Origin of the sequence: Bacillus sp. FSL R5-0523 (assembly GCF_037975295.1) — a bacterium.
Classification (GTDB): domain Bacteria; phylum Bacillota; class Bacilli; order Bacillales; family Bacillaceae; genus Bacillus; species Bacillus subtilis.
This window is the reverse complement of record NZ_CP150251.1, coordinates 3022730-3037188: the sequence shown is the minus strand read 5'-3', so window position 1 is coordinate 3037188 and position 14459 is coordinate 3022730. Positions and strand designations below refer to the sequence as shown.

The 14459-nt window shown below is 43.1% G+C and carries 11 protein-coding genes and 1 tRNA gene; 10 read left to right on the top strand and 2 right to left on the bottom strand.

The annotated features are described in order from the left end of the window. Positions 1–98: 98 nt before the first annotated feature. From tlpB to rhaA, 6 genes are all read left to right on the top strand, one after another. Entirely contained in the window at positions 99–2087 is a 1989-nt protein-coding gene (gene tlpB, locus NYE53_RS15635) for a methyl-accepting chemotaxis protein TlpB (protein ID WP_339245545.1), read from the top strand. Between the two features lie 134 nt (positions 2088–2221). Further along, positions 2222–4291, top strand: coding sequence for a bifunctional aldolase/short-chain dehydrogenase (locus NYE53_RS15630; protein ID WP_339245542.1), 2070 nt, complete (start codon positions 2222–2224; stop codon positions 4289–4291). 56 nt (positions 4292–4347) lie between these two features. Beyond that, positions 4348–5124: a rhamnose catabolism operon transcriptional regulator RhaR gene (gene rhaR, locus NYE53_RS15625; protein ID WP_339245539.1), complete on the top strand. Its 777-nt coding sequence runs from the start codon at positions 4348–4350 to the stop codon at positions 5122–5124. Positions 5125–5128: 4 nt separating this feature from the next. Further along, positions 5129–6586, top strand: coding sequence for a rhamnulokinase (gene rhaB / locus NYE53_RS15620; protein WP_339245537.1), 1458 nt, complete (start codon positions 5129–5131; stop codon positions 6584–6586). Positions 6587–6603: 17 nt separating this feature from the next. Then, positions 6604–6918 (top strand): L-rhamnose mutarotase, encoded by a 315-nt coding sequence (gene rhaM, locus NYE53_RS15615; RefSeq protein ID WP_276353970.1) that lies wholly within the window; start codon positions 6604–6606, stop codon positions 6916–6918. A gap of 25 nt (positions 6919–6943) precedes the next feature. Next, entirely contained in the window at positions 6944–8218 is a 1275-nt protein-coding gene (gene rhaA, locus NYE53_RS15610; protein WP_339245531.1) for an L-rhamnose isomerase, read from the top strand. 40 nt (positions 8219–8258) lie between these two features. Here rhaA and iolU read toward each other — a convergent pair whose 3' ends face one another. Then, positions 8259–9245 carry a scyllo-inositol 2-dehydrogenase gene (gene iolU / locus NYE53_RS15605; protein ID WP_041850599.1) on the bottom strand — a complete coding sequence of 329 codons (987 nt, stop codon included), beginning with the start codon at positions 9243–9245 and terminating at the stop codon, positions 8259–8261. 181 nt (positions 9246–9426) lie between these two features. Here iolU and NYE53_RS15600 point away from each other — a divergent pair, with 181 nt between their 5' ends. From NYE53_RS15600 to NYE53_RS15590, 3 genes are all read left to right on the top strand, one after another. Continuing rightward, positions 9427–10593 (top strand): AI-2E family transporter, encoded by a 1167-nt coding sequence (locus NYE53_RS15600; protein WP_024571881.1) that lies wholly within the window; start codon positions 9427–9429, stop codon positions 10591–10593. Positions 10594–10685: 92 nt separating this feature from the next. Beyond that, positions 10686–11516, top strand: coding sequence for an undecaprenyl-diphosphate phosphatase (locus NYE53_RS15595; protein ID WP_014477785.1), 831 nt, complete (start codon positions 10686–10688; stop codon positions 11514–11516). A 107-nt stretch (positions 11517–11623) separates the two neighbouring features. Continuing rightward, positions 11624–11696: transfer RNA gene (locus NYE53_RS15590), tRNA-Ala, on the top strand. Between the two features lie 105 nt (positions 11697–11801). Here NYE53_RS15590 and cdoA read toward each other — a convergent pair. Further along, entirely contained in the window at positions 11802–12287 is a 486-nt protein-coding gene (cdoA, locus tag NYE53_RS15585; RefSeq protein WP_339245528.1) for a cysteine dioxygenase, read from the bottom strand. A gap of 502 nt (positions 12288–12789) precedes the next feature. On the opposite strand from cdoA, the gene NYE53_RS15580 reads away from it, so the two are divergent. After that, positions 12790–14325, top strand: a complete 1536-nt coding sequence (locus NYE53_RS15580; protein ID WP_339245525.1) for an MFS transporter — start codon at positions 12790–12792, stop codon at positions 14323–14325. The last annotated feature ends 134 nt before the right edge of the window (positions 14326–14459 follow it).

Here is a 14459-nt window from a genome sequence, read left to right as displayed (position 1 = left end):
AAGCTTGTTGCGCTTGGGTGTTTTTTTTAGTTTTTTTATTAAACCTTTTATCCTAGTTTGACGATATTAGATTTATCTTAAAGGAGGAGTCAACGAGAATGGGAAAATTCATACAATGGATCAAACAGCCATCGATCAGCAAACCGCTAATCGCTGCGTTTCTGGCAGTGCTTATTTTGCCGGTTGGGGTTTTAGCATATTTCAGTTATCAATCAGCTTGGAACGCGTTAGACAGAGAGCTCATAAGCAGTGCGAAGGGAAATGTTGAAGAACTAAACAGTACGCTGCAAAATAAATTAGAAGATAAAGTAAAAGCAATAGATTATTATAGTGAGACAGTCGATAAAGACATATTGTTAGGCAAAAACAAAACATTACTGAAAGAGAAATTTAAGCAGTACACGACACTTAACGACGATGTAGGCGCAATCTATGCTGCTTCAGAAGATAAGAAGCTTTATAAATATCCGGATAGCGGTATTCCGAAAGGCTTCGATCCGACAGGACGTGACTGGTACAAACAGGCCGTTGCGGAAAAAGGACAGGCTGTTTTCTCAGAACCGTATACTGATGAAGCAACAGGGAATACCGTTGTCACAATTTCAAAACAATTAAAAGACGGGTCAGGGGTTATAGCGCTTGATTTAAACCTGGATGAAGTGCTTACTGCATCAAAAAGAATCAAAATCGGTAAAGAAGGCTTTGCATTTATTACAACTGGCAACAAAAAATATATCGCCCATCCGACCATTAAGCCGGGGACAACCGGTTCCGGCGATTGGACAAACCAAGTATATTCCAAAAATGACGGCTCCTTTGAATATACATTCGAAGGCAAAGAAAAGAAAATGGCCTTTACGACAAATAAATTGACTGGCTGGAAAATCGCGGGCACTTATTTTGTCAGTGAATTACAAGATGCTTCAAGCCCGGTGCTGAACACTGCGGTTATCATTTTATGCGTGTCGATTGTAATCGGCGGCATACTCATACTCTATATTATTCGTGCCATTACCAAGCCATTAAGAAAACTTGTTTCAACGTCTGCAAAAATCAGCAGCGGTGATCTCACAGAAGTCATTGATATTCACTCGAAAAACGAGTTTGGCCAGCTTGGTGAGAGCTTTAATGAAATGTCTGCATCATTGCGTTCTGTAATCGGCGTTATTCAAACGTCTGTCGAAAACGTCGCCTCATCTTCTGAGGAGCTGACGGCAAGCGCGGCTCAAACGAGTAAGGCAACTGAACATATTACACTCGCCATCGAACAGTTCTCAGATGGCAACGAGGCACAAAGTGAGAAATTGGAAACGAGCTCAAACCACCTTTCTCAAATGAATCACGGGATTTCAAAAGTGGCACAAGCTTCTTCAACCATTACGAAATCATCGATTCAGTCCTCTGAGGCAGCGGGCAGCGGCGAGAAACTGGTGGAACACACAGTCGGCCAAATGAAAACAATCGACCAATCCGTTCAACAAGCGGAAGCGGTTGTGAAGGGCCTTGAAACAAAATCGCAAGACATCACTAGCATCTTGAATGTGATTAATGGGATCGCTGATCAAACCAACCTGCTGGCATTAAATGCTGCGATTGAGGCGGCAAGAGCGGGAGAATACGGAAGAGGTTTCTCAGTAGTTGCGGAAGAGGTTAGAAAACTTGCTGTACAATCAGCAGACTCCGCCAAGGAAATTGAAGGATTAATTCAAGAGATTGTCAGAGAAATCAGCACTTCACTTTCAATGTTCCAATCCGTGAATCATGAAGTGAAAGAAGGCTTGCAGATTACGGATCAAACAGCAGAAAGCTTTAAACAAATCTATGAGATGACAACCCAAATTTCCGGCGAATTGCAAAACTTGAACGCGACGGTTGAACAACTGTCAGCCGGATCACAGGAAGTGTCAAGTGCTGTTGAAGATATTTCTGCAGTGGCGAAAGAAAGCTCAGCAGGCATTCAGGATATCGCAGCTTCGGCGGAAGAACAGCTTGCGTCCATGGAAGAAATCAGCTCTTCAGCGGAAACGTTGGCAAACATGGCGGAAGAACTTCAGGACATTACGAAGAAATTTAAAATTGAATCTTAATGAAAAAAGAAAGCGGCATATCTGCTGCTTTCTTTTTTGTTGAAAACAAAAATAAACAAAACAATTCAAAAACAAACAGAAATCATATATAATGAAAACGGATACAAATAAAAGGGGATGGAGGAATATCAAATATGGTGAAACATATATGGGATTCAGAGCGAGCTGCACAGCTGCCTAAAGGTGTAGAGGAATTGGTGTACAGGTCCAATCTGATCGGGTCAGACCGCACTGTCTGCAACTGGGGCGGGGGGAATACATCTATGAAAACAACGGAAAAGGATTTTAGAGGCCGTGAAATAGAAGTCATGTGGGTAAAAGGAAGCGGTTCGGATTTGGCAACAATGAAAGCGCATAACTTTACCGGTTTGAAATTAGATGATATCCGCCCGCTGATTAAAAGGGACCAAATGCCAGATGAAGAAATGGTAAATTACCTGTCTCATTGTATGATAGACAGCAAACATCCCCGCCCTTCAATTGAAACGCTATTACACGCTTTTCTGCCATACAAACATGTTGACCATACCCATCCAGATGCGATTATCAGCATATGCTGTGCGGATAATGGAAAACAAATCGCTGAAGACATTTACGGAAATCGGTTTGTATGGGTGCCATACGTCCGCCCTGGATTTACTTTGTCTAAAATGATCGCTGAAGGCGTAGCAAACAATCCCCACGCCGAGCTTGTATTAATGGAGAAACACGGCTTAGTCACTTGGGGAGAGACGTCTGAAACATGTTATCAAAAAACGATATCCATCATTCAAGAAGCCGAGCAGTATATTAACGATCGTATCAATCAGCATGAGGTATTTGGAGGCAAAAGGTATCAGCCGCTGACGGAGGATAAAAGAAAACAAATCTTGGCAGGCATCATGCCTGTGATCAGAGGAGCAGTAAGTGAAGAAAAGAAAATGATCCTTTCCTATGATGATCATGACGATGTCTTGGAATTTGTAAACAGTGTCCAAGCGCCAGCACTTTCGCAAATCGGTGCGGCATGCCCGGATCACCTTGTTCACACAAAACGGGTTCCGCTGTACATTGATTGGAATCCGGAAACTCAAGATGTGCACAAGCTTGCAGATCTGATCAAGTCAGAAGTCGAGACCTTTACATCAGAGTATCAGGCTTACTTTACACGCAATCAGCAGGATGAGGATCAAATCTTTGAATCCGCCCCGCGGGTGATATTAATTCCTGGAATCGGAATGGTGAATACAGGAAAAAGTTATGCCATGTCTAAAGTAAGCGGGGCTTTATATCGGAGGGCCATCGCCGTAATGAAAGGAGCAACCGCTCTGGGGCAATTTGTTTCTTTACATGAAAATGAATCCTACCATGTCGAATATTGGCCGCTCGAACTATATAAACTCACGCTGGCCCCGCCGGAAGCAGAATTTTCCCGAAAAGTAGCGTTGATAACTGGAGGAGCCGGCGGAATCGGCAGTGCGGCATGCCGCCGATTTGCAGCTGAGGGAGGGCACGTGATCGTAGCTGATCTGAATATAGAAGGCGCACAGAAAATTGCCGGGGAAATAAACGATGCATACGGAAAAGGACGGGCAATGGCTGTCAAAATGGATGTGACAAAGGAGGAAGACGTACAGTCAGCTTTTGAACGAGCGGCGCTTGCTTACGGCGGCATTGATATCGTCGTCAATAATGCCGGGCTGGCCACATCAAGCCCATTTGACGAAACAAGTCTAAAAGAATGGAATCTTAATATGAATGTTTTAGGAACAGGCTATTTCCTTGTAGCCCGTGAAGCGTTTAAACAGATGAAACATCAAAATAGAGGCGGAAGCATGGTATTTGTCGGATCGAAAAATTCGGTTTATGCGGGAAAAAACGCCTCTGCCTACAGCTCTGTTAAGGCGCTTGAAACCCATTTAGCAAGATGCATCGCAGCAGAAGGCGGAGAATTCGGCATTAGGGTCAACTCCGTTTTGCCTGATGCAGTTCTTCAAGGATCGGCAATCTGGGGTTCAAGCTGGCGGGAGGAACGAGCCGCGGCGTACGGGATTGAACCGGATCAGCTGGAGGAACATTACCGGAAACGGACAGCATTGCTCGTCAATATTTACCCGGAGGATATTGCCGAAGCCATTGCATTCTTCGCTTCTTCCAAAGCCGAAAAAACAACGGGCTGCATGATCACGGTAGACGGCGGCGTCCCTGCTGCTTTTACGCGTTAGAAATATGCTATGATAAAAATATAAGACGGACTACGATATGAGGAAGGGCGTTACCGATGCTAGTAGCAGAACGGCAGCAAAAAATAGTAGAAATAGTAAATATGCGTTCAAGCATTCGCGTTGCAGAATTAAGTGACATATTTTCAGTCACAGAGGAAACCATTCGGCGTGATCTTGAAAAGCTTGAAAAAGAACATAAACTGAGCCGGAGCCACGGAGGAGCGGTCAGTATTCAGCAGAAGGAATCAGAAATTCATTTTTCCGAAAGGGAAATCACGAATGTCATCGAAAAAAAAGCCATCGCTCACGAAGCGGCCAAATATGTAAAAAGCGGAGACCGAATTATTCTCGATGCAAGCACAACTGCCTGGTACATGGCGAAAATACTCCCTGACATTGAGCTCACCGTGATTACAAACTCAATGAAAGCAGCTATTGAACTCAGCAATAAAGAAAACATATCAGTCATTTCAACAGGCGGCATTTTGCTTGAAAAATCATTATCGTTTGCCGGCCCGTTAGCAGAGCGTTCACTTGAGACCTATCATGTCAATAAAACCTTTCTGTCATGTAAGGGATTTGACGTACACAACGGGATGAGTGATTCAAATGAGTGGCAGGCGCTGCTCAAAAAACGGATGATCGAAAGGTCGGACCAGACCATTTTGATGGCCGATTCAAGCAAATGGGGGAACCGCGAGTTTTCACATATCGCCTCGCTGCAAGATGTCAGCCGCCTTATTACGGATTCTGGACTTGATCCGGCATCGGTAAAAGCTCTTGAGGACAAAAAGGTGAAGGTGACAGCTGTTCCTCTTTCGAAGAGAGGGTGAAAGGATGATTTATACTGCCATTGATATAGGCGCATCAAGCGGGAGAATCATGGTAGGTGAACTGAATGAAGGGAAGCTTGACATACAAGAGATGCACAGGTTCGCTAACGGTTTCAGTCAAAGAGACGGGCATTGCTTATGGGATATTGATCATTTGCTAAAACAAATCCTGCAAGGACTGCAAAAAGTAAAGACGCTTGGGTATGAACACTGCACCGTAGGCATTGATACATGGGCAGTTGATTATGTCTTACTGGACGAAAAAGGAGATCGGTTGCGGGAAGCAATCTCCTACCGTGATAGAAGAACAGATCACACAATAGACAAACTGGAACATACCCTCTCAAAAGCCGCAATTTATCAAAAAACAGGAATACAATTTCAGCCTTTCAACACGATCTATCAATTGTTTGAAGAAGACCGTGAGCTGCTGAAAAAGACAGACAAAATTATGATGATTCCTGATTATTTAGGCTATTGTTTAACCGGAAAAGCTGTAACGGAAATCACAAACGCGTCCACAACACAGCTTTTAAACGTCTCAACGGGAAATCTTGATCCTGAATTGCTTGAAGCCGTGTCTGTTCTGGAACAGCAATTTGCGCCGCTCACTGAACCGGGGTGTGAGCTCGGGAAGCTAAGAAATGAGTGGTTCTCGGATTATGATCTCCCGGCGTGCAAGGTGATGACAGTCGCAACACATGATACGGCCTCGGCCGTCATTGCGGCGCCAGGCGTACATGATGGCTGGGCGTATATCAGCAGCGGAACATGGTCGTTAATCGGGATTGAAAACAAAACACCGATAATAACTGATCTTGCTTTAGAAAACAACTATACAAATGAACGCGGCGCAAACAACACCATTCGCTTTCTCAAAAACATTATCGGCATGTGGGTGATACAAGAAGTCAGACAGCAGTTACAAGCAGATTACTCTTTCCAGCAGCTTGCAGAAGAAGCCAAAAAAACAGAACCATTCCAGCAATTTATAAACTTAAATGATAAACGTTTTCTAAATCCAGAAAACATGATAAAGGAAATACAACATTATTGCAGACAAACCTGCCAAAAGATTCCCCGCACTGCAGGCGAACTTGCCTGCTGCATCTACAGCAATTTAGCCATCATCTATGCGATAGCCATCAAAGAGCTGGAAACGATCACAGAAAAACAGATTCAGCAGCTTCATATCATCGGCGGCGGAGCCCGAAATGACTTCTTAAATCAATTAACGGCAGACATGAGTGGAAAAGCGGTATATGCAGGGCCGATAGAGGCAACTGCCACCGGAAATCTTTTGATGCAAATGATTGCTGCCAAAGAAGTCAAAGACATAAAAGAAGCCCGGCAAGTCGTCAGAAATTCCTTTCCGATCAAAGTGTTTACACCTAAAGACATTGACAGAAGCACGATCATTCAGTCATTTCAGCAAACTGTTTTGAAAGCGCTATCTCAATGATGAAGAGGTGAAAAGGTTTGAAAAGAAAAGCCAGTATCATGTTTGTCCATCAAGACAAGTACGAAGAATACAAACAGCGGCATGATGACATTTGGCCTGAGATGGCCGAAGCACTCAAAGCTCATGGAGCACACCATTATTCCATTTTTCTAGACGAGGAAACAGGCAGGCTTTTTGCATATTTAGAAATAGAGGATGAAGAGAAATGGAGAAAGATGGCGGACACAGAAGTTTGCCGAAGATGGTGGGAATCGATGTCGCCATTAATGAAAACAAATTCGGATTTCAGTCCTGTTTCGATAGATCTAAAGGAAGTTTTTTATTTGGATTAAAAAACTGATAAAGGGAGAGAGCCATATGACCATAAAAACCAATTATGACAGTGCAAAACAGGCATATGAAAAATGGGGAATTGATGTTGAAGAGGCGCTTCGGCAATTAGAGCAAGTGCCCATTTCGATCCACTGCTGGCAGGGTGACGATATTGAAGGCTTTGAAGTAAATAAGGGCGAGCTTTCAGGCGGAATTGACGTGACCGGCAATTATCCCGGAAAAGCGCAAACTCCTGAAGAATTAAGAAGAGATTTGGAGAAGGCTCTTTCTCTCATTCCTGGAAAGCACCGCGTAAACCTGCATGCGATATACGCAGAAACAAACAGGGAAGCGGTAGAACGTGACGAATTGAAGCCGCAGCATTTTGAAAACTGGGTGAAATGGGCAAAAAACCTTGGTCTCGGTTTAGATTTTAATCCAACCTTGTTTTCGCATGAGAAAGCGGCTGACGGACTCACCCTTTCACACCCTGATCCGGACATCAGAGAATTTTGGATCAGGCATTGCATCGCTTGCCGCCGTATCGGGGAATACTTCGGGAAAGAATTAGGAACACCTTGCTTGACGAATATTTGGATTCCCGACGGCTATAAGGATATCCCGAGTGATAGGCTGACACCGCGTAAAAGACTAAAAGAATCACTGGATCGGATCTTCGCAGAGGAGATCAGTGAACAACACAATCTTGATTCAATCGAGAGCAAGCTGTTCGGGCTTGGCTCCGAATCATATGTTGTCGGATCTCATGAATTTTATTTAGCTTATGCTTTGACGAATCATAAGCTTTGTTTACTTGATACAGGCCATTTCCATCCGACTGAGACGGTATCAAACAAGATCTCGTCCATGTTGCTTTACACAGACAAGCTTGCCTTGCACGTATCGCGGCCTGTTCGTTGGGATAGCGACCATGTAGTGGTTTTGGATGATGAATTGAGAGAAATCGCTCTTGAAATTGTACGAAATCATGCTCTTGAGAAGGTCGCCATCGGTCTGGATTTTTTCGATGCCAGCATTAACCGTGTAGCCGCCTGGACCATCGGAACGAGAAATATGATCAAAGCTTTATTGTATGCCCTGCTTCTCCCGAACGGCTATTTAAAACAATTGCAGGAAGAGGGCCGCTATACAGAAAGGCTGGCCCTGATGGAGGAATTCAAAACATATCCTTTCGGAGCCATCTGGGATTCCTACTGTGAGCAAATGGGCGTTCCGGTAAAAGAGGCATGGCTTCATGACATCAAAGAATATGAGCAACAGGTGCTTTTAAAAAGGAAGGCATCTTCTCCGATTGTCTAATAAAAAATCCGCCGCGGCATTTGCACGCGGGCGGATTTTTTTAAGCTTGATCAGCAGGGTATACAATCCCCATTTGCTTTCTTGCTTCTTCCATAATTTTTGCGGTGGTCAAAGACCGTTCAAATGTATTTTCTTCAGATTCCAGCTTATTCTCTTTTATGAGCGTGACAAATTCTTCTGCTTCATAGAACATCGCCGGTTTAGGATCAGGGATCGCGATGTTTTCAAGGCGGCCGTCCCGGTAGCGGATTTCAACACGTTCAGGCCGGTGAATCGTATCGATTACAATCGTCCCGTCTTCACCCTGGATTTCCGCCGGGGCATAGGAAGTAGAGATTTTAGAATGCATCAGAACAGCTTCGAACCCGTCGTAAGACAGAATGACAGTTCCTTCTCCATCCACTCCTGAAGATAAAGCATATCCGTTTGCTTTTACATCCTTTGGCTCGCCAAACAACACAACAGCCGGATAAATACAATAGACGCCAATATCCATTAATGACCCATTGGAAAGCTCAGGCTGAAACGCATTCAAAACAGTTCCGCTTCTGAACGCGTCATATCGTGAGGAATACTGGCAGTAGCTTGCGGTAAATCTGCGGACAGTGCCGATTTTATGCAGGTGTTTTTTCAGCTCTTTGAAATTCGGCAGGAAAGTGGTCTTCATTGCTTCCATGAGAACAACGCCGTTTGCCTTAGCTGCTGAGATCATCTCTTCTGTTTCTTTTGTATTCGAAGCAAACGGTTTCTCACAAAGCACATGCTTGCCATGGTTCATAAAGAGAACGGCTTGTTCCTTGTGAAGAGCGTTCGGGCTCGCTATGTATACGGCATCAAAGCAATCGCTCGCCGCCATTTCCTGAAGGTCTGAGAAGGCATGCGCAGCGTTGTGTTTAGCAGCAAACTCGCCAGCGCGTTCAGCCGATCTTGAATAAACAGCAGTCAGCTGAAAATCTTCGATATCTGCTGCTGACTCAAGAAAGCGGTCTGTAATCCAGTTGGTTCCTATTATTGCAAAACGTATCACTCGTATCGCTCCTTTTGTATGATATAGCTAAATTATAGCTTAAATAGAATAAAATCACATGATAGATATAAATAGAATGTTAAAACCGTGAAAGCTTTTCCAGCAATTAACGGTTTTTATTTTTCATTATAGGGACGATAGTGTACAATTTAATTAAACTATGTATGACGGAGGAACGATAGTGGAGACGTTGCAAACATGGAGCGGCAGATTCAAGCGATTCTTCTTGGACAATAAGTTTGTTTTATTTTTGCTTGTGCTGCTGCTGATTGGTTTAAATATTCTAGTATTTACAAAAACATCATTTATTTTCACCCCGATTATTGTTTTGCTCAAAACGATATCACTTCCGATTATTTTGACAGGCATTGTTTTTTATCTGTTAAACCCGGTCGTCGATTTCCTTGAGAGAAGAAGAATAAGAAGAATCTATTCTATTTTACTGTTGTATCTATTGATTATCGGGCTGATCACGATCACAATCGTGTCCATCATTCCCTTTTTAAAAGAACAAATTATGAGTTTAATCGACAACATCCCAAGATATGTGGATATCGTTGAAAATCAGACGAAACAGCTGATCGGCAGCAACTTCGTCAATCAGGCCCAGCAAACGACGAACATCAATATATCTGATCTCGCAACAAAGGTTTCAGATCAGGCAGCGACAATTGTGAACAGTACCTTTACCGGCGTTGGGAATTTTATCGGCGCCCTGACTGAGATTATCATTTCAATCGTTACGGTTCCGTTTATCCTTTTCTATTTGTTAAAGGACGGAAAAAAATTGCCGGTCTACATACTGAAGTTTGTTCCGACGCAATTGAAAGAACAGACATACACAGTCTTAAGCGAAATGAATCATCGGTTAAGCTCTTATATCAGAGGCCAGATCATTGTCAGCTTCTGTATCGGGTTTTTGCTGTTTATCGGTTATTTGATTATCGGGCTGGATTATGCTTCATTGCTAGCCGTCATTGCGGCTTGTACTAGCATCGTTCCATATTTAGGGCCAACGATTGCCATTACGCCTGCGATTATCATTGCCATAGTGACATCGCCGCTCATGCTGCTTAAATTGGTGATCGTTTGGACCATTGTTCAGCTGATTGAAGGGAAGCTGATCTCTCCGCAAATTATGGGAAAAAACCTTCACATCCACCCTATCACAATTATTTTTCTGCTGTTAACAGCTGGCAAACTGTTTGGCGTTGTTGGAATCATTCTTGCCATTCCGGGCTATGCAGTTGCTAAAGTCATTACGACACATTTATTTGACTGGTTTAAAATGCGGTCACATTTATACGACGAAGAAAAAAATGAAAATACGCCGGGTCATAAAGTGTGATTTTCGTTTATAGTTATATAAGACGGGCTTTCCATTTATGGAAAGCTCCCGTTATGTAAAAAAATAAATGTCTAATGGGGAGAATCAAAATCATGACTCTATGGGAATTGTTTGTAGCCGCCATTTTAGGAATCGTAGAAGGATTAACAGAGTACGCGCCGGTTTCTTCGACAGGACATATGATTATAGTAGACGACATCTGGCTTAAATCAAGTAATCTGATGTCAGAAGAAGCTGCTAACTCATTCAAGGTGGTTATTCAGCTAGGCTCCATTTTAGCAGTAGCTATCGTGTTTAAAGACCGAATTTTAAACTTACTCGGCTTGAAAAAAAATATCACAAGCGACCAGGAGCAGGGACATAAATTAAGCATTGCCCAAATTGCCGTCGGACTCGTGCCTGCAGCTGTTCTCGGCTTTTTGTTTGAGGATTACATTGATGAATATTTATTTTCCGTTAAAACTGTGGCCATCGGTTTAATTGCTGGGGCAATCCTGATGCTTTTTGCTGACTGGGTCAATAAGCGGAAAACAGCGACAGACACGCTCGACCGCATTTCCTATAAACAGGCGATAGCAGTCGGCTTATTCCAATGTCTTGCCCTTTGGCCGGGTTTCTCGCGCTCGGGTTCAACCATTTCCGGCGGTGTTATTCTCGGATTAAACCACCGAGCGGCAGCCGACTTTACGTTTATTATGGCGATGCCGATCATGATGGGAGCCAGCTTTCTAAGCCTCGTGAAGCATTGGGACAGCTTAAGCTCGGATCTGATGCCATTTTTCATCGTCGGCTTTATCTGTGCCTTTGTGGTCGCACTGTTTGTCGTCCGTTTCTTCTTAAGGCTGATTAACAAAATCAAACTTGTCCCATTTGCAATCTATCGAATTATTCTCGGTGTGATTTTACTTTTGATCATGATGTAAGTCGAAAAATAAGGCTCTTTTCCGAGCCTTATTTTTTCTGTCAATTCGAGAGGAAACAGCTTGTTTTTCAAAAAAAAATCATCTATAATAAACATGACGTTACATACGGGGCCATAGCTCAGCTGGGAGAGCGCTACGCTGGCAGTGTAGAGGTCAGGGGTTCGAGCCCCCTTGGCTCCATACCTGTAAACCCTTATTCTATAAGGGTTTTTTTGTTTGAGGAAAAGGTTTCATTCTCTGAATCCTCCAGTTGAGCGAAGTCAAAGTGAGCAGTTTATCTGTCAATCATGAATTTTCCAATACCTCCTTTTGTTCCTCAAAGACCGTCATGTCTTCCAAAGGAGGGGAGTAGACATGAAGAGACACCATTCGTTCGGATGTTGGATTGGACATTTTGTGAATTAAACCTTTGGTTGAAATAAGGCATTCTCCTTCGTGGACAAAGTATGAATTGGAGAGTTCTGCGGGTTCGCCGGCTGATCGATAAATAGAATTAAGAAGCTTTCCTTCTAACACCATTGCACAACCAATAGATTGACCATGATCGTGTACTGTTGTCTCCTTGTTTGGCGGAATGTTAATCACGATAATTTCCAATTCATTATTTCGATAGATGGCATTTCGGCCGTAGGCGTACTGGTCTGGTTCCTTAATATACGGTTGACTCAATTTTGCTGCGTTTGGAATTTGTTTTAAAGACGTTGCTAAATCTTTAACCGATGGATTTTTCAAGCCGCTAAAAATGTCTTGGATACACTCATACAGTTCCATTCGTTTTTGCCTCCTGGAATATTTAGAATTTCCTTACATTGGTATTTCATAGGTTAATTCATGGTATTTACCCATATACAATTTAGAGGCGGCAAACGCCCAGTAAACACAAAAAAATGTGCGGCCAAAATGTTGTCTTATCACCAACTTATTCGAGTTTATTAGTTGGAATAGTGGATTGAAAGGATTAAAACGGCCTGATTTAATTCGCTTGAGGGAACGGGCAGGGATTCATAAGTGCAGTTCTAGACACAATATCGGGGAAAAGCTTTCAGACTTTCTATGTTGTGCTTGAAATTTACTCCATTGACAAAACACAATCGATTTGAAATAATATTTGATTATATGCTCATTCATTCACATAATTATAATAAAATAATATCATTTCCCCTGAAAGGGAGAATATTAGAATGAAAGCTAATGGTATGCAAAATCTATTAGCTTCTTTTGTTTTCAAAAAATGATGTGTTTCGCATGTATTCATATAGGAAGGAATGACAACATGAAGACAAAACACTATTGGGTGATTTCTTTGCTCGCCGTCTTAGCGGTCGGGCCGGGATTGATGTCTAACACGGCATTGTCGTCAGTTCAAGGCCTTGTTCAGAAAGCGGTTGGAACAAGTGTCTTCACATCAGTAAATCCGATATTGATCGGCAATATGGCCTTTGCCTTGTTAGTTCCGGCAGGACCGTTGCTGAGGAAAAAATTCGGTGCTCGTCCAGTCTATCTGGCTTCATTACCTGTCTTTATACTAGGCTCACTGCTCATCGCATGTTCAAGCGATATTGCATGGATGGCGGCAGGGCGCTTTTTACAGGGGGCGGCAACAGGCGTCATGCTGATGATTATGATTCCAATGCTTGTACTGTCATTCCCGATTGAACGCAGGAACTATGCACTGCTTGTACTGATCGGGGGATTCTATGGTTCTGTTATCATCGGCACAATCCTGGGAACCATTGCAACAAGCTGCGGGCATTGGAGATGGCTGTTTTTCATCTTTGGCACCTTGTCCCTGATCGGTGTCGCGGTGAGCTATTTCTTTCTTCATGACGAGCATCACGGAGCGGCGGATCAAGAACAGCCGCTTGATCGTGCAGGAATTCTTTTATCTGTTTTCCTTGCCGCAGCCTCAGCGGTTTCATTCATTTTTCTGCAAAAATGGGGGCTGTCATCGGGTTATGTATGGATTGGTTTCGGGGTGACGTTATGTTTGCTCATTGGTCTATTGATTGTGGAATATAAAGTGAAAAACCCCTTCATATCTATTAAACTGATGCTGCTGCCAAAACCGGTGCTTGGCTTATTGATCATAGCTGCAGGGACGATAACGGTAGCTGTCAGCCTGTCTGCTTTTCAAGGCTTGCTCCGTCAAATGTATGATATTTCTCAAGAGCATCTCATTCTTTTAAACTTGACTCTTCTATTCGGAGTGGCGATCGCGGCTATTTTGAGCGCTCTGTTTTATGATAAAGTCGGACCAGGGATGCTCGGTATTATCGGCGGACTCATTCTCGTCTTTGTGAATTTTCAATGGCTGCATATGCAGGATCGATCTTCTCTTTATATGTTCGCGGCACTGTTTATCATGCTTGCAGCGGGAACAGGCCTGACAGTCGCCGCAGGGCTGATGGGAGCTGCCATGGGAGGCCCGCTGCCTGATTTGGTCAAGAGAATGACAGCTGTTCAGTTTTTAAGATTGTTTGTCTATATGGGAGTCCCCATTCTCATCGGCTTTTTCACGAAAAAAGATGCTGCCAGACAAAGCGGTTCGGTACAGGATTCTATGATGACTGCTTATCATGATCTCTTCTTCATTTCTTTTATCCTTAGCGTGCTGCTCGTCTGCATGTCATTTTGTATGAATGCCACTGGAATGGGGCACAAGCTGGCACATAAACCACATGATAAAGCGAAAACAGCTCCGGAAAAACCGGCCGTCTCAGCACAAGGTTTGTCGAAGGCAACTGTCAAATCATATAAAGTAATAAATGATACGGAATATCGTAATGCACTCAGAAATTTACAAAAATAGAAACATGGTAAAAACCTTTTCATTGAGCGAAAAGGTTTTTATTTTGCAATCTTTTCCCAACTTTATCCCTAAAGAATTGAAAAATATTAGAAGTGCAAGTAAAATTCTAAAAGGTAGATTCTTTTACATTCGTA